This window comes from Phaeobacter sp. 11ANDIMAR09, from assembly GCF_001294455.1.
Taxonomy (GTDB): domain Bacteria; phylum Pseudomonadota; class Alphaproteobacteria; order Rhodobacterales; family Rhodobacteraceae; genus Pseudophaeobacter.
This window is the reverse complement of the sequence record NZ_LIKT01000009.1, coordinates 163,460-190,374: the sequence shown is the minus strand read 5'-3', so window position 1 is coordinate 190,374 and position 26,915 is coordinate 163,460. Positions and strand designations below refer to the sequence as shown.

The following is a 26,915-nucleotide window of genomic DNA, read 5'->3' as shown; positions in this document are numbered from 1 at the left end:
GGGGGCGGGTGAATACCGCCGATGGACGTAAGACAGCCTGGGTGAACGACCGGCGCTGCTCTGGCGAGGTTCTGCGTCGGCTGTCGGAAACCCTGGTTGAACTGCATGGCCAGCACGATGACCGCGGTCTGTTGAACCCTCGCGGCCATCGGGCCTTGCTGGATGCCTTTGCCTCCGTTTCCGACTTGCTGGACCAGACCCGCAGCGCCTGGACGGCAGCTGCAAAGGCGCGCAAGTCGGTACAGGCGACACGGGATGCGCTGGATGCCGTCCGCTCTGAGGAAGAATTCCTGCGCCATGCGGTGGCAGAGCTTGATAAACTCGACCCCCAGGTTGGCGAAGATGAAGCTTTGGATGCGCGTCGTCGGCAGATGCAGCAGGCCGAACGCATTCGTGGCGACATCGCCCGCGCCCATGCCCTGCTGAGCGAAGGCGCCGAACCCTCTGTAGGGGAAGCGCAGCGCTGGCTAGAGGGCGTTGAGGCAGGTGAGGATACCGGCTTGACGGCGCCTTTGAATGCCCTGAGCCGGGCTATGGTGGAGCTGGGAGACGCTCAGGATGGTGTGTTGCGGGTGCTTGAGGGACTGGAATTCAATCCGGGCGACCTTGAGGACTGCGAGGCGCGGCTGTTTGAGATCAGAGCCCTGGCGCGCAAATACGCAGTGCAACCGGATGAGCTGGCGGTCCATGCCGATCACCTGCGCCGCAAACTGGCGGCATTGGATGCAGGCGATCAGGATCTGTCGGATCAGGAGGCCGCATTGGCGGCTGCCGAAGCCGCCTATCAAGCGCTCGCAGACCAGCTGAGTGCGGCACGCCGCGACAAGGCTGAAAGCCTGGATCAGGCCGTAATGGCCGAACTGGCGCCGCTTAAGATGGAACGCGCTGTTTTTAAAACCCTGATTGAGACCGCCGATGCCGGTCCCGAAGGCTATGATGCAGTTGCCTTTACAGTTGCCACCAATCCGGGCGCCCCGTCGGGACCGCTGAATAAGATTGCCTCTGGGGGCGAGCTCAGCCGCTTTTTGCTGGCTTTGAAGGTCTGCCTGCGGGGGAGCGACCAGACCAAGACATTGATTTTTGACGAGATTGATCGGGGGGTTGGCGGTGCAACTGCTGATGCGGTGGGCCGCCGCCTTAGGTCGCTGGCCCAGTCCGGCCAGGTGCTGGTGGTGACGCATTCGCCGCAGGTTGCCGCCCAGGGGGGCTACCATTGGCGGGTGCAAAAACGTGTCTCCGAGGGGGTGACGCTCTCCGAGGTGGTGCCGCTGGACACAGACGACCGTGTGGACGAGATTGCCCGTATGGTTTCCGGGGATACAATCACCCCCGAGGCCCGTGCCGCAGCGCGTGCTTTGCTGGCCAGCTAAGGCCCTGATGATCGCGAATTTATGATGGGTTGTGGCCTAGCCCAAACCAATTCTTTACGGTCTATTTCTATTTTGGGTTCAAACACCCGACGCCGTTACACAGGACCACCATGTCAAACTCGAATGACCTCGCTCTGTCTGCCCAGTTTTCCAGATGGATCTCTGGAGTTCGGGACTTTTGGCGAGTCATACGGCACCGGGGGCCCAGTCAGTTTCGGTTTTGGGTGATCGCACTGTTGATCGGCATTGTTGCCGGTTTTGCCGCCTTGTTGTTTCGCAAGGGTATTTCGGCGCTTCAGGCCTGGGTCTATGGCGCTGAAGACGTCAATTATCTTCATAGTTTTGCAGCGGGCCTGCCCTGGTACTGGCTGATCCTGATTGCAGGACTGGGTGGGCTGGTGGTCGGCATCATTCTGGATAGGTTTACGCCGGATGGGCGGGTCAGATCGGTGGCCGATGTGATAGAGGGTGCCGCGCTCAGGGATGGGCGGCTGGAGATGAAATCAGGCCTGGCCTCTGCGCTGGCCTCGTTCCTGACGCTCTCCACCGGGGGCTCTTCTGGACGGGAAGGGCCGGTGGTACACTTGGCTGGGGTTATTTCCAGTTGGGTCAGCGATAAGATCGGCGCCGATGGCATCACCGGGCGCGACTTGCTGGGATGCGCCGTCGCAGCGGCGGTCTCTGCCAGCTTTAATGCTCCAATCGCCGGAGCGCTTTTTGCGCTGGAGGTGGTCCTGCGCCATTTTGCGGTTCATGCCTTCGCCCCGATTGCCATTGCCTCGGTGGCGGGGACAGTGATCAACCGGCTGGCCTATGGCGATGTGACCGAATTCTCGATGCAGACACCGGGGGCACTGCAGTTCTATGTGGAACTGCCGGCCTTTTTGATGCTTGGGGTCATCTGTGGCCTGGTGGCCGTGGTCCTGATGCGATCGATCTTTTTTGCGGATCATATTGGGGATGTTTTGCAGCAACGGTTCAGCATCCCGCGCTGGCTGCGACCGGCTATGTCGGGGGTCCTGCTGGGCGGGATTGCAATTTGGTATCCCCATATCATCGGGGTTGGCTATGAAACGACGGAACTGGCGCTCACTGGGGGGCTGGTCCTGTCTCAGGCACTGATCTTTGTGGTTGTCAAAACTGCAGCCGTGGCCATTACCATGGGCGGGCGCATGGGCGGCGGCGTTTTCTCGCCCTCTCTGATGATCGGTGCGCTGACCGGCTTGGCCTTTGGCCTGATTGCGACCGCCCTGTTGCCGGATATCTCAGGCACGCATACGCTCTATGCCTTTGCCGGAATGGGCGCAGTGGCCGCCGCTGTGCTAGGGGCGCCGATTTCGACTACATTGATTGTTTTTGAGCTGACAGGGGATTGGCAAATTGGCCTGGCCGTGATGGCGGCTGTCTCCATTTCCACCGCGCTTGCCTCGCGACTGGTGGCACGGTCCTTCTTCCTGACCCAGTTGGAAAAGCGCAATATCCACTGTGCTGCCGGGCCCCAGGCCTATCTGCTGGCCCTGCTCAAATCGGACGCGATGATGCGCCCGCTTGGCGATCCGCGCTGTGCCTCGCGCGAAGAATGCGAAGATCTGCTGAGCCAGGGGCTCTGTCTCGAAATTGGCTCATCCCTAGAGGCGGCCCTACCGGTATTTGATCGCGCTGACGCAGGTTTCCTGCCCGTGGTCGAGATGCAGGACGGTAAGGAAGAGCTGCTGGGAGCGATTTACCATGTGGATGCGCTGAAGGCCTATAACCGGGCTTTGGTGGCTGTCGCAGCGGAAGAACATAGTTAAAATTGTCCTTCTCGAACCTTGAGCGCATTTTGGCAATTGAGACCAATTTCCAAATCCGGTGAAAATCCGCTAAAAACCTTCACCAAAACGACAGGCTTCGGCTGTCAATTCATGGCATTGGTACAAAATGCGAGGTTTCTACATCACATTTTGGTTAATTTTTTCTTTCTATTGATTAGGTGCGGTGGTTGTCGGATTCTTTTTCTGCGGTAATACAGGTTACCAAAGTGCGGAAGGAAAGAGATGCGTACTTTTCAAGGTGGTCCAGAAGAGACTGCACAGAGACTGGGTTTGGGCGAGCACGACAAGGAAAAGGCATCCTTGGAAGCATTGATCGACTATGCAATTCAATGCGCCATGGAAACCAATGTCTTTAGTGGTGATGAAAAATTGGAAGATGTGCGGCGCAATCTGTGCCGGGCTGTTCTGTAACCGGCGTCTAAGATGTCAATTCTAACTGTCGGGGCCTTGGCGCCTTGGCCGTTGCGCCCAATGACAATAGGGCGCCATTGTTCTGCTGAAATACAGGACAATCTCTTGCTTGGGCCCTTTTCCCAGATTGTTTCCCCTGACTTATCTCTCTGGGGTCTTTCCCCGTTCTTTCTGTAACAGCTGTGCCTGCGTTTTTGCCGGGTGCTGCCGTAGGTGCTGCCCGTCTCCAGCCCGCTTGAAAGCCGCGAGAAATCTGCCACCTGCCACAAAAAGAGCCGCGGCACCCCGGTGCCGCAGCTCTTATTTTGATCCTATTGAAACAGGGGGAAAGAGACCCTGCTAGATTTGCTCCACCTTTACAGAGTCGCTCAGGTGAAAGGCGAGATAGCCCTTAATTTCGGCCACTTCGTCATTTGGATTTTCATAGCTCCAGACCGTGTTTTTGGTCACGGATGACTTGTTGGCAATGGAGTAATAGGTGGCATCCCCCTTGAGCGGGCAATGGGTTGTCTTGTCGCTGGGGTCCAGAAACGCGACGGCGATGTCTTCGCGGGGGAAGTAGATCACCGGATCGTGGCCATCCTCGTCCAGCTCCAGGGCGCGTGTCGATTCACCCAGAACAGCGCCGCCCGAGCGAACCACCCAGGTGCCTGTTGCCTTGCGGATGCGGATATTGCTCATGTCTTCCCCCTGATTTGTGACGTGGCATGTCTCTATGCCCGAACTATGTAACAATCTGTTATCAGATTGCTGTGGTAACGTCATCCAACCAACTTTGCGCTGTGGAACTGACGTAGGGGCGCAGGTTTGCGGCGGTTTCGGCGTGATAAGCGTTCAGCCAGTCTCTTTCCGCCGCGGTCAGCATCTCTGTTACGATCAGGCGACGGTCAATCGGCACATAGGTCAACCCGCGCCAGCACAGCATTTCGCGCTCAGAATCCCCGGTCTCCAGATCCGGTGCCTGTTGTACCACCAGCAGGTTTTCGATGCGAATGCCAAAGGCCCCTTCGCGGTAATAGCCCGGTTCGTTTGACAGGATCATTCCGGGTTCAAGCGGCACCGAAGAGACCCGGCTCAAGCGCTGCGGTCCTTCGTGTACACTGAGATAGGCACCAACCCCGTGTCCCAACCCATGGTTGAAATCCTGCCCGGCCAGCCACAGCGGCATTCTGCCCACGGCCTCGATATCGCGCCCAGCTAGGCCTTTGGGCCAACGCAGCCGGGACATGGCGATCATGCCCTGAAGAACCCGGGTAAAGGCGGCGCATTCTTCCTGGCCCGGAGTGCCAATGGCAATGGTACGGGTGATATCGGTGGTGCCGTCCAGATACTGGCCGCCGCTGTCGAGAACAAGCAGATGGCCCTCTTCAAGGCGGCTGTTGCTTTCCTCGGTCACACGGTAGTGCATCACCGCGCCGTTTTCGCCGGTGCCTGAAATGGTGTCAAAACTGATGTCGCGCAGTGCTGGATCACGGCGGCGCAGCTCTTCGAGCCGGCTTGCAACCTCGATTTCTGTGATGGTGCCAGGAGCCTGGGCATCCAGCCAGCACAGCAGCTCGACCACGGCAGCGCCATCACGCAGATGGGCAGCGGCTGAGCCCGCAATTTCTGCCGGGTTCTTGCGCGCTTTGGGCAGAGCACAGGGGTCGCCGGCCTCTACCAACTGGTCGGGACCCAGGGCATCAGCCACAATCTGTGGCAGGCTGGAGCTATCCACCGCGACAGGCCCGTTCAGGCCCGAGACTGCCTGCAGGAAGGCCCCAGGCGTGTGGCAGGTGACACTTTCCGGTAGATGATCGCCAAGCTGTTTGAGCTTCTCCGCTGCCATGAATAGGTCCAGTCGTGCGTCCGCATGGAGGATGGCAAAGCCATGGGCAACGGGATTTCGGCCGATATCAGCGCCGCGGATGTTCAACAGCCACATGATGCTGTCGGGCAGGGTGATCAAAGCCGCGACCTGTCCGTCCTGGACTAAGCCTCGCGCCAATCGGGAACATTTCTCGGCGGCGGCTTCGCCGGCATAGTCCAGCGCATGCGGCTGTACGGGCTTCATGGGGGGCGCGGGCTGATCCGCCCAGATGCGGTCAACCAGATTGTCTGATTGGACCAGTTCGATCCCTGTGCCTTCCAGCTCCTGCGTCAGGGATTTGATCTGCGCACAGGCGTGCAGCCAGGGATCAAAACCAACTTTGCCGCCCTGTGGCAGCTGCTCTTTTAGCCAGCTACCAAGCTGGACCTCGGGCCAGGGCACAGGGGTGAAGGCATCGGCGACCTGCCGTTTGACCTGGGTGCGATAGCGCCCGTCGATGAACACACCGGCGACATCGGTCAGAACTGCGCAAAAGCCCGCCGAGCCGGTAAACCCCGTGAGCCAGCTGAGGCGCTCATCACGCGGCGCAACATATTCGCCCTGATGGGCATCCGCACGCGGCACCAGAAAGCCGTCCAGCCCTTGCTGCACCAATTCTTGCCGCAGGACAGTCAAGCGCGGCGGTCCCTGCTCGGGACGGGCGGTGACGTCATAGGTCTGGTACATAGGGCTCTCCTGTCAGGGGATTGAATGCGCGGCCAGAGAACCGCGAAGCGCGTGCAGGTGCAAGCGCAGAATGTCAGGCTATATCAACCGCAGGGTTCTGGAACCCGGCTTTGGGAAAGGGCTGCATCAGCGCGTGCTCAAGCAGCTCCAGGTGATCCTGTCCATAGTAGGGATCGCCATCCAGCACATAGGTGGGCGAGCCAAAAAGGTTGATCTCTAGCGCCGCCTGCGTATTGGCGGCAAACACGGATTGGATCTCATCCGTCATCGCTTCCGCAAGGAGGGGAGCGGGATCGAGCCCGGTCTCCTGTGCAGCCCGCGCCAGATCGTCGGGGTTCATCAAGTCAATGTCGTCGCGCCAATGAGCCTGTAGCAGCGCATGGGCCAGGCCATCAACGTCCCATCCCAGCCTCTCTGCCACGATCACCATGCCGCTGGAGAGGTGCAGCGCATTGTCATGATAGGTCGGGCGATAAGAGATAATCGGGACTTCGCGATAGGCCGCCCAGCGTTCAATCTCGCGTCCAAAGAAATAGTCAACATGGGCCTGGCTGCGCCCGGCAAAAGGCTGGCCACCAGCCTGTTCCACCACCGGAGACAGCTCGAACGGGCGATGCACCAGCTGGCAGTGATGCGCAGCGCAGATTTCGCTCAGCCGTTTGGAGCCCAGATAGGCATAGGCGGAGTGGGTGGAGTAGAAATACTCGATCCTGCGCTGCGTCACATAGGGCTCCTGATTTAGCTGACCTTCTTGATGCCCATGACCCGGGCGCGCGCGCGCGGGTCGCTGTCAAACAACGCGGCCAGCTGTTCGGTCATGGCCCCAGCCAGTTGCTCCACATCGGTGATGGTCACCGCGCGATCATAGTAGCGCGTCACGTCATGGCCGATGCCAATCGCCAGCAGTTCGACCTGTTTGCGTTTTTCCACCATGGCGATCACATCGCGCAGGTGTTTTTCCAGATAATTCGCGGGGTTCACCGAAAGCGTGCTGTCATCCACCGGCGCCCCATCCGAGATCACCATCAGGATTTTGCGGGCTTCCTGCCGCGCCAACATACGACGGTGGGCCCATTCCAGCGCCTCGCCATCGATGTTTTCCTTCAGCAGGCCTTCCTTCATCATCAGACCCAGATTGGGCCGCACCCGCCGCCAGGGGCTGTCGGCTGATTTATAGATGATGTGACGCAGGTCATTCAGACGGCCCGGCATCTGTGGCCGACCGTCATTGAGCCAGGCCTCACGGGCCAACCCGCCCTTCCAGGCGCGGGTGGTAAAGCCGAGGATCTCGACCTTGACATTGCAACGCTCTAGTGTGCGGGCCAGAACATCGGCGCAGATCGCCGCAATGGAAATCGGGCGTCCGCGCATCGAGCCGGAGTTATCCAGCAAGAGCGTCACCACGGTATCGCGGAACTCGGTGTCTTTTTCGCGCTTGAACGACAGCGGCGTTGTTGGGTTGGCAATCACCCGCGCCAGACGGCCGGCATCCAGAATGCCCTCCTCGAGATCAAACTCCCAGGAGCGGTTCTGCTGCGCTTGCAGGCGGCGCTGCAGCTTGTTGGCCAGGCGGCTTACCGCCCCCTTCAGCGGCTCCAGCTGCTGATCAAGATAGGCACGCAGGCGCTCCAGCTCAGCCGGTTCCGCCAGGTCTTCGGCGGCGATTTCTTCGTCATTGACGTCTAGGAAGACCTTGTAATCTGGGTCAGCCTCGGAGGCCGGCGGTGGGGCCGGGGGCTCCAACGGAGCTTCACCGTCGGGCATCTCGGTATCTTCGGCCAGTTCTTCATCGGCCATCTCATCCATCGAGACCTGTGCCTGGCTTTCGTCCTGCTGCTGTTCCTGAGCCTGCTCGGCGTCGGCCTCGGCCTGCTCGTCGTCAGAGTCATCCTCACCATTGCTGTCGGGATCGGGCTGTTCTTCGGCGTTGTCTTCGGCCTCGTCGTCCTGATTGTCGTCCAGCTCATCCGGGTCATCGCCCAGCTGATCGCCATAGCCGAGATCGGCAATGATTTTGCGGGCGAATTTGGCAAATTCTGACTGGTCGGCGATCTTGTCGTCGAGGTTCTCCAACGTCTCGCCAGCCTGGGATTCGATAAACCCGCGCCACAGCTCCATCACATTGTCCGCCCCCTCAGGCAGGGGGCGCCCCGTGGCCAGATGGCGCACCAGATAGCCTGCCGAGGCCGCTAGCGGCGCCTCAGAGGAACTCTTCATCTGGTCATAGCCGCGCCGGATGGCCTCGTTGCGGATCTTGACGTCGATGTTGGAGGCGGTGCCGGGCATTTGCCGCGCGCCCATGGCCTCGCAGCGGGCGGTTTCCATCGCTTCATAAAGATCGCGCGCCATTTCCCCCTGCGGGGTGTATTTGGCATGGGTGGCATCGTCGTGGAACTTGCGCCGCAGCGCCAGCGCGTCAGCGGTGCCACGGGCCAGCAGAACCTCCTCGCGGGTCATGCGACGGGAAACCTGCGGCAGGCGCATATTGTCACCGGACACGCCCGAAGGGTCGACGGTGTAGGAAACGCTCAGCTCCGGATCATCAGCCATGACCTTGGTGGCCTCGGCCAGGGCCTTTTTGAACGGATCCGCTGGGTTGTCGTTTGGCTTTTTCATCATCGCACCCTGTGCTCGGTAGAAGCATCCCGCCTAGAGCAACCTATGTCCAGCCTTCTATGTCTGAGCGAAGGGCGGTGTCCGGCCGCGGGCGGAAACGAAGTGCCCGTTCCGTTTTGCCTGGGGCAAACCTCCGGTCTGGAGGGCGGTCGGGCACTGCCCGGCGTTGCCGCCGGGCGGGACTTCATCTTATCCCAGCGAAACGCTGGCGGCGCTTTCGGGCAGCTCTTCGTCAAAGCAGCGCTGGTAGAACTCGGCGACGGTCTGGCGTTCCAGCTCGTCACATTTGTTCAGGAACGACAGCCGGAAGGCATAGCCCACATCGCGGAAGATCTCGGCGTTCTGCGCCCAGTTGATCACGGTCCGCGGGCTCATCACGGTCGACAGATCGCCGTTCATAAAGGCGGTCCGAGTCAGATCCGCGACAGTGACCATCTGTGAGATGCTCTTGCGGCCTTCGGCGGTGTTGTAATGCGGCGTCTTGGACAGAACGATGGCAGTCTCGGCGTCATGGCTGAGGTAGTTCAGTGTGGCGACCAGCGACCAACGGTCCATCTGTGCCTGGTTGATCTGCTGAGTGCCGTGGTAGAGGCCCGTGGTGTCGCCCAGGCCAACAGTATTGGCGGTGGCAAACAGACGGAAGTTCGGGTTCGGGGTGATGATCTCGTTCTGGTCCAGCAGTGTGAGCTTGCCGTCATGTTCCAGAACCCGCTGGATCACGAACATCACGTCAGCGCGGCCGGCGTCATATTCGTCAAACACAATCGCAACCGGGTTGCGCAGGGCCCAGGGCAGGATGCCCTCATGGAATTCCGTTACCTGCTTGCCGTCGCGCAGTTTGATGGCGTCCTTACCGATCAGGTCGATCCGGGAGATATGGCTATCGAGATTAACCCGAACGGAGGGCCAGTTCAGGCGCGCGGCAACCTGTTCGATATGGGTCGATTTCCCGGTGCCGTGGTAACCCTGGATCATCACACGACGATTGTGGCTAAAGCCCGCCAGGATGGCCATGGTGGTATCGGGGTCAAATTTATAGGTGGGATCAATCGCGGGGACGCGGTCAGAGCCTTCGGCAAAGCCCTTGATGGTCATGTCGGTATCGATGCCAAAGACATCGCGCACCGAAATGGGGTCGGTGGGTTTTGCATTCATATCCAGCATGCCGTCGGTCATCACAGTCGATCCTTGTTCCTCTCCCGCCGATTGCGGGGTCAATCCGGTGGATTGGTGCCTGATCTTGCGGTGAAGGGCAAGGGGCAGAGTAGGGGGCGGCCAAATAACGTGATGTTGCAGGTGGAACTGGCCTTATTACTGGTTTGGGATTTGGACCACGGAGCGGCAAATGCGACAATTGGGCATGAAAAAAGGGCAGCCTGCGCCGCCCCTTCCGGTTTTGCCTCTGTCTGGACCTCGCGCGCTATTTGAAGCTGCGGCTGTCCTTGATCTGATCCCAGGCCCAACGGACCTCCTGCAGCTGTTCCTCCTGGCTGCGGTCGCCACCGTTCATATCCGGGTGCAGCACCTTGATCAGCTTTTTGTAGGCCTTGCGGATGTCGGCTTTTGACCAATCGTCCTTGGCCTCCAGCAGTTCTAGCGCTTTGCGTTCGGTCGCAGGCAGGCGACGTCCCGTTGCGCCAGAGCGGCCTGGGTTTTGGGTGGCATTGCCCCCAAGCACCTGATGCGGATCCTCAATGCCCAGACGGGCCCAGGCGCGGGCCTCGGGGTCGCCCATGGGTTTGGTCTGGCGCTCCCAGACCTTGTCCTTGGACTGCTGGGCGTTCAACTCGGCCTCGGTGGTGCCTTGGAAGAAGTTCCAGTGGTTGTTGTACTCGCGGACATGCTCCTGGCAGAACCAGAAAAAGTCGTCCAGTACATCTGGGGCCTTGGGCGCGCGGAACTTTCCGGGTTCATTGCAGCCTTCTTTGTCACAGACTCGCGTCGAGGTTTCCGACGCACCGCTTGCGGCCCGGCGGCCCCGCGGGTTTTTCTTTTTTGCAGAGCTGACGGACATATCGAAACCGAAAGGATCTGATTTACTCATGGGGTGCACCTTCTCGACGCAACTACTCGACTCGGAGGCAGCAGTTTAGTCTAAGGGGCGGCAGATTGAAGGGGGGGAGAGAAATAAAAATGAGGATGAGCGGAATATGAGCATTCGTGTCGAAATGGAGCAGCGGCTGAACGCGGCCTTTGCGCCCACGGAACTTGAGGTCGTCGATGACAGCAACAGCCATATCGGCCATGCGGGTCATGATGGCAGTGGCGAGAGTCACTTTAACGTGAGAATCCGCTCAGCCGCCTTCAAAGGCAAAAGCCGGGTGCAGCAACACCGCGCGGTGCATCAGGCACTGGGAGACATCGTGCCGCGCATTCACGCGCTGGCACTGGACATTGGCTGCGTCTGATCTGTCTGATCGCGCCGGATTACCCGGGCGAACAATCGCCCGGGCTTTTACCGTCGGCGCTCTTTAGTCGTCCGAGCCTTGCAGCTTGGCGCGAGCTTTGAGCGCGGCGGTCATGCCAGAGACCGGGCTCAGCTCTTCGACGCCATCATCGGCCTGCATACTGGCCGCCCCCGGGCCGGGAACAGCGGTGGCCCCTGTTGGAGCTTCGGGATCGCCTGCTGTGGCGGTCAGCACGCCTGAGGCTGAGACAGGGGCAGCTGCGGCGGGTGTTTCCACGGCTGGGGCATTGCCGGTCGGTACATGAGCCGCAGTAAGCGGTTGTGCTGAGGTGCGATCGGCGTCGGTTAAAGCGCGGCGGAACACCAGGACATTGCGCCAATGGGTGGTGGATCCGGTCAGACCGGACCGCTCATCCGAGGGCAAAAGTTCCGCCCGTTGATACTCCCAGCCCTCTGCTGCCAATTCATTGAGGGTGATCTCGATGGAATTGGCAAACCGCGCCTCTGCGGTTTTGACGCCCTTGGCCTTGGTGCCCTTATGAGGGGCGGGAACAACTTTATACTCAAACGCCTGCATCTCGGTCTCCTGACTTCCGGCGCAGGTTTAACTGATGCGCGCAGGGGGTCAAGTCTGGCTTCGCAGACCCTGGTGGACATCAGCCGTGGCCCAGGGGGGGGCGGCTGATGTTTAAGGGGTGAGACCGGTTAGTTTTTCGCCGCCAACTGCGCCAGGGTCAGGCAAACCTGAAGCGAGGCGGCCATATCCTGCACCGAGACCCATTCTAGGGGGCCGTGAACACATTGCATCCCACAAAAAATATTTGGAGTCGGGACACCCAGTTCGGTCAGGCGCGATCCATCCGTACCGCCGCGGATCGGCACGGAAATCGGCTCAATCCCGTTGGCGCGACAGGCCTCCACTGCCAGATCAACCGGCGTCATGTCCTCTTCCAGCCAATAGCGCATGTTGCGATACTGCGGATAGATTTCGCAGGTGATCTCGGCACGGGGCTCTGAGGCCTGCACCGCGTCACAGACGCTGCGCAGCAGCGCGCCCTTGGCCTCCAGGCCATCGCGTTCAAAGTCGCGCAGGATCAGTTTGATCTCCATCTCCGACGAGCCGCCATTCATATCTGTCACATGCAGGAAGCCTTCGCGCCCATCGGTGGTTTCCGGCGTCAGGGTGGCCTGGGGCAGCGTCTGCACGATTTTCGAGGCCAGATGCGCGGCATTGACCATTTTTTCCTTGGCCCAGCCGGGGTGGATCGAAACGCCTTTGATACTGACAACCGCACGATCCGCCGAGAAACTCTCATAGATGATCTCGCCCAGATCGCTGCCATCCAACGTATAGGCAAAATCAACCCCCAGATCCTGGGGCAGTTTGGCATCCACACCGCGCCCGATTTCTTCGTCCGGGGTAAAGGCAATGCGGATCGGACCATGTGCGATCCCGGGATTTGTTAGTAGGTGGCGCGCCAGGGTCATCACGATGGAAACCCCGGATTTGTCGTCAGCCCCCAAAAGCGTCAACCCGGAGGCAGTGACCAGATCATGGCCTTCCTTACCCGCCAGATAGGGGTGGTCCTGTGGTGACAACACCAGATCGGGATCGTCGGGGAACGTGATGTCGCCACCGTTGTAGCCTTTGATAACTCGGGGTTTTACCCCTGCTGCATTGAACTGCGGCGCAGTGTCCACATGGGCGAGGAAGCCAACTGTCGGCCCCTCTGTATTGCCTGGAATGGTCGCTAGGACGGTGCCATATTCGGTCAGGGTTACGTCGCTTGCACCGATCTCTTTCAGCTCCGTCACCAAGAGGTTCGACATATCGAACTGGATCGCTGTGCTGGGTGAGGTGGGCGAGTTTTCATCGCTTTGGCTGCCGATTGCGGCATAGCGGACCAGACGGTCCTGAAGCTCTTGATTGAAATTATCTTGCATGAGATCTCCTGGGGTTTGCGGAGAGAAAAGCCTGCAAGGAAGGGGAGGTCAAGGCTGGGGCGGTGAGTTTCTGGAGGGGGTGCCTAGGGCAGAGCCTGACCGCGAGCGGAAACGAAGTGCCCGCCCAAGGGGCGCCCTGGGTGCGGTCGGGCACTGCCCGGCGTGCACCGGTGAAAGGGGGCTGGCCAAAAGAAAAGGCGGCCCCGAGGCCGCCTTTTAAAACCGATGCTGGTAGGGATCAGCTGCCTAGTTTTTGAGCAACCAGCTGGTTCACCGCCTTGGGGTTGGCCTTGCCACCGGTGGCTTTCATCACCTGACCGACAAACCAGCCCGCCAGTTTTGGGTTCACCTTGGCTTTTTCTACCTGTGCCGGGTTGTCGGCGATGATCTGATCCAGTGCGGCCTCGATGGCGCCGGTATCTGTCACCTGCTTCATGCCACGGGCTTCAACGATCTGCGCCGGGTCACCGCCCTCGGTGTAAACGATCTCAAACAGGTCCTTGGCAATCTTGCCAGAAATGGTCTCAGCCGAGATCAGTTCGACAATACCACCCAGCTGTGCTGGGGTGACCGGGCAGTTGGCGATGTCTTTTTCATCGGCCTTGAGGCGGCCAAAGAGCTCGTTGATCACCCAGTTGGCGGCGAGCTTACCATTGCGGCCCTCGGCTACGGCTTCGAAATAGGCAGCGGATTCCACATCGGCCGTCAGCACCGAGGCGTCATACTCCGACAGACCAAAATCTGCGATAAAGCGGGCCTTTTTGGCGTCGGGCAGTTCAGGCAGTTTTGCTGCAATGTCATCAACCCAGGCCTGTTCGATCTCTAGCGGCAGCAGATCGGGATCGGGGAAATAGCGATAGTCATGTGCTTCTTCCTTTGAGCGCATGGTGCGGGTTTCACCCTTGTCGGGATCATAGAGCCGGGTTTCCTGATCGACCGAACCACCGGCCTCGATGATGGCGATCTGGCGGCGGGCCTCGACCTCGATGGCCTGCTGGATAAAGCGCATGGAGTTCATGTTCTTGATCTCGCAGCGGGTGCCGAGATGAGAGAAGTCGCCAGTCTCCTGGAATTTCTCATACTGGCCCTGACGGCAGACCGAAACGTTCACATCTGCGCGCAGGTTGCCGTTTTGCATGTTGCCGTCGCAGGTGCCTAAGTACCGCATGATTTGGCGTAGCTTCACGATATAGGCCGCAGCCTCTTCCGGACCACGGATGTCGGGGCGGGATACGATCTCCATCAGGCAGACGCCGGTTCGGTTTAGGTCGACAAAGGACATGTTGGGATCCATGTCGTGAATCGATTTGCCGGCATCCTGCTCCATGTGGATGCGCTCAACCCGCACGTTGCGCGCGGTGCCGTCGCCCAGTTCCACCAGCACTTCGCCTTCGCCTACGATGGGGTGGTAGAGCTGGCTGATCTGATAGCCCTGCGGCAGATCGGGGTAGAAGTAGTTTTTGCGGTCAAAGGCGGACCAGAGGTTGATATCTGCCTTCAGCCCCAGCCCGGTGCGCACAGCCTGTTCAACGCAGAATTCGTTGATAACAGGCAGCATGCCGGGCATGGCCGCGTCCACGAAGGAAACATTCGAGTTCGGCTCGGCGCCAAATTTGGTCGAAGCCCCGGAGAACAGCTTGGCATTGGAGCTGACCTGGGCATGGACTTCCAAGCCGATGACCAGTTCCCAGTCATGTTTGGCGCCCGAGATCACCTTGGGCTTGGGGAGTTCATATGTCAGGTCGAGCATCTCGCACCGGCTCCTTTAATCACGTTTGCTGAGCGTTCTAGGCCAGCGGGCCATGCGGGGCAAGAGGATAAGGGCGGCAAGACAGCAGCGGCGGGTAGCCTGGCACCCAGGCTTTTGATCTCGCCTCTTGGCCTGGCCGCAATGCAAAGCTATGAAGATCGCCCGGCCAGACCGCCGAGCAGAACAAAGAGGACGCATTCTTGGAAACCGCAGCCCGTATTGCCCAGACCATTGCCCGTGAAATTGGTGCCGCTCCAAATCAGGTGAACAGTGCCGTGACCCTGTTGGATGAGGGCGCAACCGTGCCCTTTGTGGCACGTTACCGCAAAGAGGCAACCGGCGGGCTGGATGACACGCAGTTGCGTACCCTGGCCGAGCGTCTGTCCTATTTGCGTGAGCTGGAAGCGCGGCGGCTGGCAATTTTTGACTCGATCAAATCCCAGGACAAGCTGACGGATGATCTGACGGCATCTATCGCCAAAGCCGAAACCAAGGCGCAGCTCGAAGATATCTACCTGCCCTATAAACCCAAGCGCCGCACCAAGGCGATGATCGCGCGGGAGAACGGGCTGGAGCCATTGGTTGAGGCCATTCTGGCCGACCACAGTGCCGATCCGGAGACCCTGGCTGCTGGCTACATTTCAGAGGCCGTGCCGGGCACCAAAGAGGCGCTGAATGGCGCACGCGATATCCTGACAGAACGGTTGACCGAGAATGCGGATCTTCTGGGGCGGATGCGTCAGTTCATGCAATCGGATGCGCGGCTGACCGCGCGACTGGTCGAGGGCAAGGCGCAGGAGGGCGCAAAGTTTTCGGATTACTTCGAACATAGTGAACGCTGGGCCGATGTGCCCTCGCACCGGGCCCTGGCAATGCTGCGCGGCTCCAATGAGGGCGTTTTGACACTGGACATCGGCCCCGACCCGGAAGAGGGGGTGGCACGGGCGGAGGCCATGGTCGCGGCCGAACTGGGCGCCGGGGGCGCGGGTCCGGGGGATCTATGGCTGCGCAAAGTGGCGGGCTGGTGTTGGCGGGTGAAGCTGTCTTTGTCGATGATGCTGGAATTGATGAGCGATCTGCGGGCGCGGGCGCAGGAAGATGCCATTCAGGTTTTTGCTCGCAACCTCAAGGATTTGTTGTTTGCCGCCCCAGCCGGTGCGCGGCCGACGCTCGGGTTGGACCCGGGCATTCGCACCGGCGTCAAGGCGGCAGTGGTTGATGCAACCGGGAAAGTGGTGGCCACAGAGACGCTCTATCCGTTTCAGCCAAAGAATGATCTGCGTGGCGCCCAGGTCAGCATTTTGAAACTGATCGCCGAGCATGGTGTCGAGCTGATTGCCATTGGCAATGGCACCGCCAGCCGGGAGACCGAACGTATGGTGGCTGAGGTGATCAAACATCTGCCCGCCAAGGTGCAGAAACCCACCAAGGTGGTGGTCTCCGAAGCTGGCGCCTCGGTCTATTCTGCCTCGGAGCTGGCGGCCCGTGAGTTTCCGGATTTGGATGTGTCGCTGCGCGGAGCGGTCTCCATTGCCCGACGTTTGCAGGATCCCTTGGCGGAGCTGGTCAAGATTGAACCCAAAAGCATCGGTGTTGGTCAGTATCAGCATGATGTCGATCAGCATAAGCTGTCCAAATCACTGGAAGCGGTGATCGAAGATGTCGTGAATGGGGTTGGCGTCGATCTCAATATGGCTTCGGCGCCGCTCTTGGCGCATGTGTCGGGGCTGGGGCCTGGACTGGCGGAGGCGATCGTGGCCCATCGCGATACCAATGGGGCCTTTGCTTCGCGGCGGGAATTGCTGAAAGTGGCGCGCCTTGGCCCCAAGGCCTTTGAGCAATGCGCGGGTTTTTTGCGCATCCGCGATGGCAAAGAGCCACTGGATGCCTCTGCAGTGCACCCTGAGGCCTATAGTGTTGCGCGCAAGATCGTTTCAGCCTGTGGCCGTGATATCCGGCAGATAATGGGGCATGACGGAGCGCTGAAAAGCCTGCGCGCTGAGCAATTTGTCGAGGATTCCTTTGGTCTGCCGACGGTGCGCGACATCTTTGCGGAATTGGAAAAGCCAGGCAGAGACCCGCGCCCCAGCTTCGTCACGGCGAGTTTTGCAGAAGGGGTGGAGACTATTCAGGATCTCAAACCCGGCATGGTGCTGGAAGGCACCGTCACCAATGTCGCCGCCTTTGGGGCCTTTGTGGATGTAGGGGTTCATCAGGACGGGCTGGTACATGTCAGCCAACTGGCGGATAGATTTGTCAAGGATCCGCATGAGGTGGTCAAGACCGGGCAGGTGGTGAAGGTGACCGTGACCGAGGTGGATGTCTCTCGCAAGCGGATCGCTCTGACCATGCGTAAGGATGGCGGGGCCTCGGCGCGCGACGAGCGCAATGGGCGGGCCGCGGGCTCTGGGGCGGAAGCCAAGAAGGCGGCTGGGGGCCGCCCGCGTGGCAGTGGTAAGGGGGGGGCAGGCAAGCGCGCTGGCATGTCGTCTTCTCCAAAGTCTGACACCAAACAGACCGGTGCGCTCGGCGCGGCCTTGATGGATGCCTTCAAGAAGAGCTGACCCTGATTTGTGGGGGAGCGGAAGGGGGGGCTCTGCCCCCGTGCGCCTTTGGCGCGCTCCCCCGGAATATTTTGCGAAAGATGATAAGGGCGCGATGCGTCCGGGCAAGACGGGGGCGGGGGGCGTCCTGGCGTCCGCTAGGCTGGGGTTAGATTGACACCTTGAGGTGAAAAGGTGATTCTGTGGCCGCTGTCGAGCTCGTCGCGGTAGATGCCGGCAATGCAGTGCAGAGCTTTAGCCTGTCCATGGGCCGCAAAACGGCGCAGGGAGGTGATGCGGGCATTGTTGTCAAAGCCTTCGCTGGCATGGGCCCAGATCAGCGGGTGCAACTCGCGCAGGTGGCTACGCACCAGCCAGCGGGCGGCTTTTGAGATTTCCAGCCTATGGCGATCGGCCGAGGCACTGATCCCCTCACGTTTGGGCAAGGAGACCGCACAATAGGCCGCGAGCAGGTTGATCATTTCCTGGCTCGGGTCGGCGCAGAGAATATCCTGCAGCCCATCCAGAAAGAACTTGGGATCGACCCGGGCGCAGGCCTGTTCGTCAAGGGCCATGGCATCAAAATAGACCCAGGTGTAGCCTCCGGCACCCCATTGCTCCTGGGTGCGGGCGGCGGTGCGGCGGGCCTCGAGTTCGAGGGCGGCGTAGGAGCCATTGGCGCGGGGCAGCATCTGAACCCCGAGGGCGCGCATTGGCCTTGGGTTGCTGGGTGTTTGGTCAATCAAGGCCGCATAGGCATCTGCGACATCCAGGGTGTCGGCGCTCCGTCCAGCAAAGAGCGCGCAGCGCGCGGCCAGCAGAAAGGCACTGCTCTTACTTTGATCATCGAGCGGGGCCAGCAGGACGGCCGCGCGATCAAAATGCGCAGTGCAGCGGCGAAGCTGTGCTTCCCGGTTGGCCTGAGCGGTATAGTCTTGCGAGGCTGCCGCCCGCCAGGTCCAGGCGATGTCGATATGGGCCAGGGCCACGATGGCTGTCAGGTAGCTGTCTTTGGGATGGTCGCGGCGCAGGGATTCGAGAGCCATGACCCCTTCTATCAGGATAGGGTTTTCGCTGTTCTTCGGCCTGTTGGAGCCTTTTTTGCCAAGGCTCGTTTGGCCGCCGCCTGGTTTTGCGGTACGATCCTGAAGGGCGTGTTCCACCGCATTGACCACATCAGAACGGGCGCCATAGGCGAGGAGGTCTGCTTTGGGCTGGCCGCAGCTGGTGCTGCGCCGCGCTTGATCAGACGAGCGGATGAGGTTGGACAGTTCGTCCCAGCGCTCTTGTCGCGCCAGGAATTGCCCCTTGTCCTGCAGGGCTTGTCGCGTTTTGCTGCCGGGGCACTCGCTGAGGATCGGGATCAGGAGCTGGTCTGTAAAGCTGCCTGCCTCTGTCTGCCCCTCCTGTGAGTCTGTGCCTGTTTCAGGACTGCGCAGTGGCGTGGCGGGCAACGTCGTTGCCAGCGGCGCGGGAGCGCTTTCTTGCGCTGCTGCGGTGCCAGGCAGGGCGCGAGAGGGCTCGGCCGAGAAATTGGCGGAAATCCAAGCGGGGACATCCTTGTGCAGTCTAGAAAGATGCGTCCAGATTTGGGCGTGTGGTTTGAGCATTCAAAATCCTGCAGGTTGGCAGCTATTCCGGTCAGGCTCAAAATGATTGCTTAATGCGGCGCAAACGTGGCGGCGATGGGGTCATTGCCGTTAGGATTTGGGAAATGGCGTGGCAAGGGGGCAGGCTTAGACAACGGTAAAGTGGTGTCTTTCGCTTGCGATACCACGGGCGTTCAAAGCCATTTCGAAGGTCTGCGCCGGGGGGAGTGCCGATTGGGGCAGGCGCAGTTTGGCGCCATCGTGCAGGATCAAGGTTGCGCGAAAGGAAAAATCCCAGCGCCGGTCAAGCCGCAACAGGGCGATGTCTGCCAAAGGCAGGGTGGTGACCCGCGCACCGGTGAACCAGCTGATCTGGTCGGTTCCGATGGTCAGGCCCGAGAGGGGATTGCGCCACAGATCCCAAAGGCCGGGCAACAGGGGCAGCGCCAGGATCAGGACAATCCAGGTGGTGACCTGCAATACTTGGCTACACAGGATTAGCGCTACCGCCCAAAGGCCAAGAGCGGTGAGCAGTTTCAGCGACCGTCCCTGCCGCTTGAACTGAAACGGGGGCAGGGAAGCCTCCCTGCCCGCAACATCCAAAGAGGGCTTGGTCTCGGGCTGATCAGGCATCCAATATCCGACTGACCATTTCATTGGTATCGCGGCTCAGGCCTTTGGTGGATTTGATCCGCTCCAGCTGGCTGCTGATCAGGGCTTGGCGCGGGCTGTCATAGCGCTTCCAGGTTTGAAAGGCGGTGCACATCCGGGCCGTGGTTTGCGGATTGAGACCGTCGAGCGCAATCAGATTGTCTGCCAGCAGTCTGTAGCCTGCTCCACTGCTATGGTGAAAGCCGGGGTGGTGACCGGCCAGGGCGCCCATGACGGCGCGGAACCGGTTGGGGTTCTTCAGAGTGAACAGCGGATGCGCTGTAAGGTCCGAAGCAATCGCGGCGGCCTGATTGGCGGGGGCGCAGGCAACCTGCAGGGCAAACCACTTGTCCATGACCAGCCGGTCTTCCTGCCATTGGGTGTGAAAGGCGGCCGATTGAACCCCACCTTTTTCGGCCTTCATCAGGCAGGACAGGGCGGTAAGCTGCTGGGTCATATTGTCGGCGGCGTAATACTGGCGCGAGGCCTGATCTGCGCCATCCAGACGGGTGAGTAGCGACAGGATGCGCCCGTTTAGCGCTCGTTTACCGGCACTTATGGCATCGGGGGAATAGCCGCCGTCAATGGTCGTGTCGGCATAGAGCCGGGGCAGGCTGTCAGCCAATTTCTGCGCAAGGGTCAGGGCAAAGGTCTCAGCCGCATCGCCAATCTTTTGCGGGTCGGGCGTATGGCCGCGTTCAAACAGCGCCTGGGCAATATCGGACTGGCTGGGAGGTTGCAGCACCAATGCTCGGAAAGCCGGGTCCAGATCATCGTCGCGCACCAACTTTTGCAACGCATCCAGATAAGCGCTATCTGGGGCGGCGCCCTCCAGAACCATGGCAATGCGAGCCTCGCGGGCCAGTGCATTGCCGGCCTCCCAGCGGTTGAACAGATCGCTGTCATGGGCCAGCAAAAAGGCCCGCTCCGCGTTGCTGATCTCGCGCTCCAGAATGACCGGGGCTGAAAACTCGCGCAGGATCGACGGCACCGGCTTGCTGGCGAGCCCCTCAAATCGGAAGCTCTGCTTGGCCTGTGTCATTTCCAGAACCGTGGTGGGCTGGACCTCATCACCATTGTCATTCAACAGGCCAACAGCAATTGGAATGACCCGTGGATCTTTGTCCGGCTGGCCGGGCGTTGGTGCGGTTTTCTGTTCAAAATTGAGCGTATAGGTGCCGTTTTCATAGCTTTCAGCCACCTGCAGGCGCGGGGTGCCGGCCTGGGCGTACCAGCGTTTGAACTGGGCGAGATCACGGCCGGTGCTGTCTTCGAACACCTGCAGCCAGTCCTCGATGGTGCAGGCCTGGCCATCGTGACGGTCAAAATAGAGATCCACTGCGGCGCGATAGGCCTCATCCCCCACCAAGCGTTTCAGCATACCGATGATTTCGGCGCCTTTCTCGTAGATGGTGGCGGTGTAGAAGTTGTTGATCTCTTGGAACTCCTCGGGGCGTACCGGATGTGACAGCGGGCCCTGATCCTCGGGAAACTGGCGGGCGCGCAGATCAATCACATCCGAGATCCGTTTCACCGAGGCAGAGCGCATATCGGAAGTGAACTGCGCGTCGCGGAACACTGTAAGCCCCTCTTTGAGGCAGAGCTGGAACCAGTCGCGGCAGGTGATACGGTTGCCGGTCCAGTTGTGGAAATACTCATGCGCGATGATCGCTTCGATGCGTTCAAAATTGGCATCCGTCGAGGTTTCCGGCGAGGCCAAGACGCAGGAAGAGTTAAAAATATTCAACCCTTTGTTTTCCATAGCGCCCATATTGAAATCATCCACTGCGACGATGTTGAAGATGTCGAGATCATATTCCCGGCCATAGGCTTCCTCGTCCCAGGTCATGGACTTCTTCAGTGCCTCCATGCCAAAGGCGCATTTGTCCTCATCTCCGGGGCGCACCCAGATGTTCAGCTCCACCTCTTTGCCGGAGCGGGTGGTGAAGCTGTCGGGGTGATTGACCAGATCGCCAGCCACCAGCGCAAAGAGATAGGCAGGTTTGGGCCAGGGATCGTGCCATTCCGCCATGCCCTGTTCTTGGCAAACCGGGTTGCCGTTGGAGAGCAGCACTTCCTCGTCGCCCTCGATGCGCACGGAGAAGGTGGACATCACATCGGGGCGGTCGGGATAATAGGTGATCTTGCGAAAGCCCTCGGCCTCGCATTGGGTGCAATACATGCCGTTCGACATATAGAGCCCCTCGAGTGCAGTATTCCCTGCCGGGTCGATTTCGACCTCGGCTTCCCACAGGAACGAGACCGCCGGGACAGCGCAGGTCAGCCCCTCGGCGCTGACCTGGGGCGAGACCTCGGCGCCGTCGATTTTGGCGGAGATCAGGTTCAGTTTTTCCCCGTGTAAAAAGAAACGCGGATCAGCGGCATCCGCTTTGGGCGTAAAGCGGATCTGGCTCAACACGCGAGTGGTATGGGGCGCAAGTCGGAAAGTCAGCTGGACGCTGTCCACCTCAAATCCAAAGGGGGTATAGTCTTTTAGATAAAAGGTTTCTGCTTCGGTTTGGGCTGCTTCGCTGGTCATCTTGCTGTCCTCGTCTCGCCGTACCCTAAGCCTAGGTCGGGTGTTTTAGTCTTGTCTGGGTCTAGTGGTAGGCAATGGCGCTGGGCCGGGCAAGCGGATGTCGCGGAAAATGCGAGCAAAATCGAGCCGTATTCGCCAGTTCTTTTTGAAATACCGGGTGATTTGCTGGGAAATTTTGAAACAGCCTTGCGATAATTGGTAAAGTTTGTTTACCGCATCTGTTGCCGATAGGAAACTTTTCCTGTATCGGAGAAACAGGATCGACAATCGGCGAAGGAGATTATCAGTGAGCGAGATGCGCAATATCGAGGGAATGCAGGTCGCGGCCCATTTGGCGGAGTTCATTGAAAATAAGGCTTTGCCAGGCACCGGTGTCTCCGCAGCAGCCTTTTGGACCGGCTTGTCCGGGTTGGTCAATGGCATGGGCGATGAAAACCGAGCTTTGCTGGCCAAGCGCGCCGATTTGCAGGGTCAGATCGATGCTTGGCATGTGGCCAACCGGGGCGCAGCGCCCGATAGCGCTGCCTATCAGGCGTTTTTGCGCCAGATCGGCTACCTGCTGCCTGAAGGCGATGATTTTGAGATCGAGACCGAGAATGTCGACGCCGAGATCGCCTTTACGCCAGGTCCGCAGCTGGTGGTGCCGATCACCAATGCCCGTTTTGCGCTGAACGCGGCCAATGCCCGTTGGGGCAGCTTGTATGATGCGCTTTATGGCACCGATGCCATGGGCGACCTGCCTAGCGCTGGCGGCTATGATGCGGCGCGTGGCGCCCGGGTGATTGCCTGGGGGCGCGCCTTCCTGGATGAAACCTTCCCGCTTCAGGCTGGTAGCTGGAGTGACATCACTGGCCTTTCCGTTGTCGCAGGTGTCCTGCAGCCTCAGCTGAAAGATGCGACCCAGTTTGCGGGCCACGTCGGCGAGGCCGCGGCGCCAATGCGGGTGCTGTTGAAAAACAACGGTTTGCACGCGGTGATCGAGATCGACACCGCAGGAAACATTGGCGCTTCTGATGCTGCCGGTATCAATGACGTCACCCTCGAGTCGGCGCTTTCGACCATTATGGATTGCGAAGACTCGGTGGCCTGCGTCGATGCCGAGGACAAGGTGGTGGCCTATTCCAACTGGCTGGGCCTGATGAAGCGCGATCTGGCCGAAGAAGTCAGCAAGGGCGGCAAAACATTTACCCGCGTATTGAATGGGGATCTGGAGTTTACCTCCGCAGCGGGCGATGCCGCCAGCCTGAAGGGGCGTTCGCTTCTCTTGGTTCGCAACGTGGGTCATCTGATGACCAACCCGGCGGTTCTGGATAGCGCAGGGCGGGAGGCCGGCGAAGGCTTCCTGGACGCAATGATCACCGTGATGATCGCCATGCATGACCTGCAGGCCGAGGGCGGCAATTCGCTCAAAGGGTCGGTCTATGTGGTCAAGCCTAAGATGCACGGCCCCGAAGAGGTCGATTTTGCCTGTCGTATCTTTGACCATGTCGAAGCGGCGCTGGGCCTGCCGGCCAATACCGTCAAGATCGGCATCATGGACGAGGAACGCCGCACCAGTGCGAACCTCAAAGAATGTATCCGCGCGGCCAAATCCCGCGTGGCCTTTATCAACACTGGCTTCCTGGACCGGACCGGGGATGAGATCCATACCTCGATGGAGGCCGGGGCCATGTTGCCAAAGGGCGAGATGAAAGGCACCCCCTGGATTGCCTCCTATGAGGACCGCAATGTCGATATTGGTCTGGCCTGTGGTCTGAAAGGGCGGGCTCAGATCGGCAAGGGCATGTGGGCCATGCCCGATCTGATGGGCGAGATGCTGGCGGCCAAAATTGGTCATCCCAAATCCGGGGCCACCTGCGCCTGGGTGCCATCCCCCACCGCGGCCACTCTGCATGCGACCCATTACCACCAGTTTGATGTGCTGGCCCATCAGGATACGCTGCGCGCTGCTGGCCCGCGCGGCACTCTGGAGGATCTGCTCACCGTGCCGGTGATGCAGGGGCAGAACCTGTCTGACGAACAGATCACCCGCGAGATCGAGAACAATGCTCAGGGGATCCTGGGCTATGTGGTGCGCTGGGTGGATCAGGGCGTCGGCTGTTCCAAAGTGCCTGACCTCAATGATATTGGCCTGATGGAAGACCGGGCGACCTGCCGGATCTCCAGCCAGGCGCTGGCCAACTGGCTGCACCATGGCGTGGTGGATGAGGCCCAGGTGATGGCGGCGATGCAAAAGATGGCGGCCGTGGTGGATGATCAGAACGCAGGGGATGCCAGCTATATGCCGATGGCGCCCGGCTTTGACGGCATTGCCTTCCAGGCCGCCTGTGATCTGGTGTTCAAGGGCCGCATCCAGCCATCAGGCTATACCGAGCCAGTGCTGCATGCTCGCCGTCTTGAACTCAAGGCAGCAAATTGAGACACCATCAGACAATAGGGGCAGGGATCTTCCTGCCCCTTTTTCACACCCAGATCCTGATCACGAGGACAACCCCATGACGATCTCATTGAAATCCGCTCAGACCATCATCGACATCTCCCTGGCCAAGGGCAAGGAGATGGGCCTGAAACCGCTCTCTGCTGTGGTGCTGGATGCGGGCGGCCATGTTCAGGCCTTTGCCCGCGAAGACGGCGCTGCACCGGGCCGTTTTGCCATTGCCCATGGTAAGGCGTATGGGGCGGTTATGCTGGGCATGGCGGGCACAGCGCAGATGGCGCGCGCCGAGGCGCAGGCCTATTTCATGGCGGCGGTGAACGGTGTCTATGGCGGGCAGGTCATCCCTGTCCCTGGTGGGGTGCTGCTGCGCGATGAGGCTGGAGAAGTCATTGGTGCGGTGGGTGTGACCGGTGATACTTCGGACAATGATGCCATCGCCGCCATGGCCGGGATCGAGGCCGCCGGGCTCATTGGCGAGATCTGAGATCCGCAACATCTGTTGAAATGCATCGGGGGGCGTCGCAGTTTGCGGCGCCCCTTATTTACGCCCTGGGCTGAACCATGTTTCCGGTCTGCCTCATTTAACCTCTCATCTTCTCCGATGACGTCAGGGCGTGCAGAATTGAACAGGCCTTTGCGCGGGCTCCTGGGGTCTGGGAGGTTGCGGGACGCGGGGCTAGGCCTTAGCCTTGGGTCATCTATCACATTCGGAGTCCCCATGGCGCGTCCCAAAGTCGGCATTATCGGCAATTCCTATTTGCTCAACGATCAATACCCAGCCCATGCGGGTGGCACCATGAATTCCGAGGCCGTGGCCGAGGTTGCGGGCTGTATGCCGCTCTTGATCCCCTCGGATCCGCGCTTTTTGTCGGTGGAAGAACTGTTGGAGAGCTTTGACGGCTTCCTGCTCACGGGGGGGCGCCCCAATGTGCACCCAAATGAATATGGCGAGGCTGAGACCGCAGCCCACGGGGCCTTTGATCGGGCCCGCGATGCCATCGTGCTGCCGCTGGTGCGGGCCTGCGTTGAGCGCGGTCAGCCCTTCCTGGGGATCTGTCGGGGCTTTCAGGAGGTCAATGTCGCCATGGGCGGGACGCTCTATCCGGAAATTCGCGATCTGCCGGGGCGGATGAACCACCGGATGCCCCCAGATGGCACACTGGAAGAGAAATTTGCCCTGCGCCATCCGGTCAAACTGGAACCTGCTGGTGTGTTTGCGCAGGTCTTCGGCGCGGAGGAGGTCATGACCAACAGCCTGCACGGGCAGGGGATCAAAACTCCCGGCGCGCGGATCGTGGTCGAAGGCCAGGCGCCTGATGGAACCCCTGAAGCGATTTATGTTAAGGACGCGCCGGGCTTTACCCTTGCGGTGCAATGGCATCCGGAATGGGATGCCAATAACGATCCGGTCTCTAGGCCTCTGTTTCAGGCCTATGGTAAGGCTGTGCACGCTTGGGCGCAGGGCGAACGCCCCGCCGCCCAGCAGCAAAAGAGGGCCTGACATCAATCTGTGTGGCAGCTTCTAGCGCAACTGGAGCCAGGCTTTGGCTTGCCGCCGTAGGGGTGCGAAGTATTCGCGCTACCTTTCACAACACTGCGACGGAACTTGTCCCTGATTGCGTTACATAGGTAACGCAATCAGAAGGGCATTGTTATGTTTTCTCGTCTGTCCCCCTTTTGGCTTTGGCTGCTCCTGTCTCTTCCTGCCCTCGCCTTCATGTCCCAATCCGTTTCTTCACCGGACCCAAAGGTCTTTCATCAGTTGTTGCATCCTACCGGAGAGTTTGGCGCGCGGCTGCTGATCATATCCATGTTGGCCTCTCCCTTGGCACTGGTGTTCCGCGGCTGGCGCGGCCCTGCTTGGCTGAAAAAGAACCGACGCTACTTTGGGGTTGCCGCCTTTGGGTATACCATGCTGCACTTGGTGTTCTATTTTGTGGATCGCGCCAGCCTGACCAAGGCTATTGGCGAAGTGACCCAACTAGATATCTGGACCGGTTGGCTGGCCTTTTTTATCTTTCTGGCATTGGCCGCGACGTCCTTTGATGCAGCAGTCAAGGCCATGGGCACCCGTTGGAAAACCTTGCAGCGCTGGGTCTATCTGGCGGCAGCCCTGACCCTGCTGCATTGGGCCGCGCATGATGAGTTTAAAGGGATTGGGCCCGCGTTGGTCCATTTTGGCCCTCTCCTGCTGCTGGAAAGCTATCGTCTTTGGTTTTGGTATCTGCGCCCGCCTGCGCGAGTTGCCTAGGAGCTGGGCCGACAAAAGTAAAAAAGGCGCCCTGTCATAGGGCGCCTTTTTCTAGTG

General features: G+C 59.9%; 21 protein-coding genes. 9 read left to right on the top strand and 12 right to left on the bottom strand.

The window, feature by feature from the left end:
- The 3 genes from AN476_RS10375 to AN476_RS10365 form a co-directional block, all read left to right on the top strand.
- The coding region (locus AN476_RS10375; protein ID WP_054461475.1) for a DNA repair protein RecN at positions 1-1,370 on the top strand (1,370 nt) is incomplete at its 5' end.
- Between the two features lie 110 nt (positions 1,371-1,480).
- Positions 1,481-3,163 carry a chloride channel protein gene (locus AN476_RS10370; RefSeq protein WP_054461437.1) on the top strand — a complete coding sequence of 561 codons (1,683 nt, stop codon included), beginning with the start codon at positions 1,481-1,483 and terminating at the stop codon, positions 3,161-3,163.
- 243 nt (positions 3,164-3,406) lie between these two features.
- Positions 3,407-3,595 carry a hypothetical protein gene (locus AN476_RS10365; RefSeq protein WP_054461435.1) on the top strand — a complete coding sequence of 63 codons (189 nt, stop codon included), beginning with the start codon at positions 3,407-3,409 and terminating at the stop codon, positions 3,593-3,595.
- 339 nt (positions 3,596-3,934) lie between these two features.
- Here the strand turns inward: AN476_RS10365 and AN476_RS10360 are convergent, their stop codons facing one another.
- From AN476_RS10360 to AN476_RS10335, 6 genes are all read right to left on the bottom strand, one after another.
- Positions 3,935-4,276 (bottom strand): DUF427 domain-containing protein, encoded by a 342-nt coding sequence (locus AN476_RS10360; protein ID WP_054461433.1) that lies wholly within the window; start codon positions 4,274-4,276, stop codon positions 3,935-3,937.
- Between the two features lie 61 nt (positions 4,277-4,337).
- Positions 4,338-6,131, bottom strand: a complete 1,794-nt coding sequence (locus AN476_RS10355) for an aminopeptidase P family protein (RefSeq protein WP_054461431.1) — start codon at positions 6,129-6,131, stop codon at positions 4,338-4,340.
- Positions 6,132-6,204: 73 nt separating this feature from the next.
- On the bottom strand, positions 6,205-6,855 hold the full coding sequence (locus tag AN476_RS10350; protein ID WP_054461429.1) for a 2-hydroxychromene-2-carboxylate isomerase: 651 nt from the start codon (positions 6,853-6,855) through the stop codon (positions 6,205-6,207).
- Between the two features lie 14 nt (positions 6,856-6,869).
- Positions 6,870-8,747 (bottom strand): cobaltochelatase subunit CobT, encoded by a 1,878-nt coding sequence (gene cobT, locus AN476_RS10345; protein WP_054461473.1) that lies wholly within the window; start codon positions 8,745-8,747, stop codon positions 6,870-6,872.
- A gap of 189 nt (positions 8,748-8,936) precedes the next feature.
- Positions 8,937-9,923: a cobaltochelatase subunit CobS gene (gene cobS / locus AN476_RS10340; RefSeq protein WP_054461427.1), complete on the bottom strand. Its 987-nt coding sequence runs from the start codon at positions 9,921-9,923 to the stop codon at positions 8,937-8,939.
- A 244-nt stretch (positions 9,924-10,167) separates the two neighbouring features.
- Entirely contained in the window at positions 10,168-10,791 is a 624-nt protein-coding gene (locus AN476_RS10335; RefSeq protein ID WP_054461425.1) for a DnaJ domain-containing protein, read from the bottom strand.
- A gap of 106 nt (positions 10,792-10,897) precedes the next feature.
- Between AN476_RS10335 and AN476_RS10330 the strand changes: the two genes are divergently transcribed.
- The gene (locus tag AN476_RS10330; RefSeq protein ID WP_054461423.1) at positions 10,898-11,155 is read left to right on the top strand and encodes a BolA family transcriptional regulator; all 258 of its coding nucleotides are present in this window, start codon (positions 10,898-10,900) and stop codon (positions 11,153-11,155) included.
- A gap of 63 nt (positions 11,156-11,218) precedes the next feature.
- Here AN476_RS10330 and AN476_RS10325 read toward each other — a convergent pair whose 3' ends face one another.
- The 3 genes from AN476_RS10325 to gatB form a co-directional block, all read right to left on the bottom strand.
- Positions 11,219-11,731, bottom strand: a complete 513-nt coding sequence (locus AN476_RS10325; protein WP_054461421.1) for a DUF4177 domain-containing protein — start codon at positions 11,729-11,731, stop codon at positions 11,219-11,221.
- Between the two features lie 128 nt (positions 11,732-11,859).
- Complete coding sequence (gene pepT, locus AN476_RS10320) at positions 11,860-13,098, bottom strand: peptidase T (RefSeq protein ID WP_054461420.1); 1,239 nt, start codon at positions 13,096-13,098, stop codon at positions 11,860-11,862.
- Between the two features lie 238 nt (positions 13,099-13,336).
- Positions 13,337-14,848, bottom strand: a complete 1,512-nt coding sequence (gene gatB / locus AN476_RS10315) for an Asp-tRNA(Asn)/Glu-tRNA(Gln) amidotransferase subunit GatB (protein ID WP_054461417.1) — start codon at positions 14,846-14,848, stop codon at positions 13,337-13,339.
- Positions 14,849-15,048: 200 nt separating this feature from the next.
- On the opposite strand from gatB, the gene AN476_RS10310 reads away from it, so the two are divergent.
- Positions 15,049-17,412, top strand: coding sequence for a Tex family protein (locus AN476_RS10310; protein WP_054461414.1), 2,364 nt, complete (start codon positions 15,049-15,051; stop codon positions 17,410-17,412).
- A 137-nt stretch (positions 17,413-17,549) separates the two neighbouring features.
- On the opposite strand, the gene AN476_RS10305 is transcribed toward AN476_RS10310, so the two are convergent.
- The 3 genes from AN476_RS10305 to pepN all read right to left on the bottom strand — a co-directional run bounded on the left by AN476_RS10305 (position 17,550) and on the right by pepN (position 22,170).
- Positions 17,550-19,001, bottom strand: a complete 1,452-nt coding sequence (locus tag AN476_RS10305) for a hypothetical protein (RefSeq protein WP_253279876.1) — start codon at positions 18,999-19,001, stop codon at positions 17,550-17,552.
- 126 nt (positions 19,002-19,127) lie between these two features.
- Positions 19,128-19,613, bottom strand: coding sequence for a hypothetical protein (locus AN476_RS10300; RefSeq protein ID WP_054461412.1), 486 nt, complete (start codon positions 19,611-19,613; stop codon positions 19,128-19,130).
- The gene (gene pepN / locus AN476_RS10295) at positions 19,606-22,170 is read right to left on the bottom strand and encodes an aminopeptidase N (protein ID WP_054461410.1); all 2,565 of its coding nucleotides are present in this window, start codon (positions 22,168-22,170) and stop codon (positions 19,606-19,608) included. Before pepN ends, AN476_RS10300 begins: the two co-directional genes overlap by 8 nt.
- Positions 22,171-22,465: 295 nt before the next feature.
- Between pepN and AN476_RS10290 the strand changes: the two genes are divergently transcribed.
- The 4 genes from AN476_RS10290 to AN476_RS10275 all read left to right on the top strand — a co-directional run bounded on the left by AN476_RS10290 (position 22,466) and on the right by AN476_RS10275 (position 26,858).
- On the top strand, positions 22,466-24,589 hold the full coding sequence (locus tag AN476_RS10290) for a malate synthase G (protein WP_083464311.1): 2,124 nt from the start codon (positions 22,466-22,468) through the stop codon (positions 24,587-24,589).
- Between the two features lie 76 nt (positions 24,590-24,665).
- Positions 24,666-25,091, top strand: coding sequence for a heme-binding protein (locus AN476_RS10285; protein ID WP_054461405.1), 426 nt, complete (start codon positions 24,666-24,668; stop codon positions 25,089-25,091).
- A gap of 234 nt (positions 25,092-25,325) precedes the next feature.
- Positions 25,326-26,108: a gamma-glutamyl-gamma-aminobutyrate hydrolase family protein gene (locus tag AN476_RS10280; protein WP_054461404.1), complete on the top strand. Its 783-nt coding sequence runs from the start codon at positions 25,326-25,328 to the stop codon at positions 26,106-26,108.
- 153 nt (positions 26,109-26,261) lie between these two features.
- Positions 26,262-26,858, top strand: a complete 597-nt coding sequence (locus AN476_RS10275) for a sulfite oxidase heme-binding subunit YedZ (protein WP_054461402.1) — start codon at positions 26,262-26,264, stop codon at positions 26,856-26,858.
- Positions 26,859-26,915 lie beyond the last annotated feature (57 nt).

What these genes read in the sequence shown, in the direction of transcription:
- cobT (WP_054461473.1), bottom strand. Translation starts at nt 8,747, where the DNA reads ATGAAAAAGCCAAACGACAACCCAGCGGATCCGTTCAAAAAGGCCCTG.
- AN476_RS10370 (WP_054461437.1), top strand. Translation starts at nt 1,481, where the DNA reads ATGTCAAACTCGAATGACCTCGCTCTGTCTGCCCAGTTTTCCAGATGG.
- AN476_RS10305 (WP_253279876.1), bottom strand. Translation starts at nt 19,001, where the DNA reads ATGCTCAAACCACACGCCCAAATCTGGACGCATCTTTCTAGACTGCAC.
- AN476_RS10325 (WP_054461421.1), bottom strand. Translation starts at nt 11,731, where the DNA reads ATGCAGGCGTTTGAGTATAAAGTTGTTCCCGCCCCTCATAAGGGCACC.
- gatB (WP_054461417.1), bottom strand. Translation starts at nt 14,848, where the DNA reads ATGCTCGACCTGACATATGAACTCCCCAAGCCCAAGGTGATCTCGGGC.
- cobS (WP_054461427.1), bottom strand. Translation starts at nt 9,923, where the DNA reads ATGACCGACGGCATGCTGGATATGAATGCAAAACCCACCGACCCCATT.
- pepT (WP_054461420.1), bottom strand. Translation starts at nt 13,098, where the DNA reads ATGCAAGATAATTTCAATCAAGAGCTTCAGGACCGTCTGGTCCGCTAT.
- AN476_RS10330 (WP_054461423.1), top strand. Translation starts at nt 10,898, where the DNA reads ATGAGCATTCGTGTCGAAATGGAGCAGCGGCTGAACGCGGCCTTTGCG.
- pepN (WP_054461410.1), bottom strand. Translation starts at nt 22,170, where the DNA reads ATGACCAGCGAAGCAGCCCAAACCGAAGCAGAAACCTTTTATCTAAAA.
- AN476_RS10360 (WP_054461433.1), bottom strand. Translation starts at nt 4,276, where the DNA reads ATGAGCAATATCCGCATCCGCAAGGCAACAGGCACCTGGGTGGTTCGC.
- AN476_RS10285 (WP_054461405.1), top strand. Translation starts at nt 24,666, where the DNA reads ATGACGATCTCATTGAAATCCGCTCAGACCATCATCGACATCTCCCTG.
- AN476_RS10355 (WP_054461431.1), bottom strand. Translation starts at nt 6,131, where the DNA reads ATGTACCAGACCTATGACGTCACCGCCCGTCCCGAGCAGGGACCGCCG.
- AN476_RS10300 (WP_054461412.1), bottom strand. Translation starts at nt 19,613, where the DNA reads ATGCCTGATCAGCCCGAGACCAAGCCCTCTTTGGATGTTGCGGGCAGG.
- AN476_RS10365 (WP_054461435.1), top strand. Translation starts at nt 3,407, where the DNA reads ATGCGTACTTTTCAAGGTGGTCCAGAAGAGACTGCACAGAGACTGGGT.
- AN476_RS10275 (WP_054461402.1), top strand. Translation starts at nt 26,262, where the DNA reads ATGTTTTCTCGTCTGTCCCCCTTTTGGCTTTGGCTGCTCCTGTCTCTT.
- AN476_RS10290 (WP_083464311.1), top strand. Translation starts at nt 22,466, where the DNA reads ATGCGCAATATCGAGGGAATGCAGGTCGCGGCCCATTTGGCGGAGTTC.
- AN476_RS10280 (WP_054461404.1), top strand. Translation starts at nt 25,326, where the DNA reads ATGGCGCGTCCCAAAGTCGGCATTATCGGCAATTCCTATTTGCTCAAC.
- AN476_RS10335 (WP_054461425.1), bottom strand. Translation starts at nt 10,791, where the DNA reads ATGAGTAAATCAGATCCTTTCGGTTTCGATATGTCCGTCAGCTCTGCA.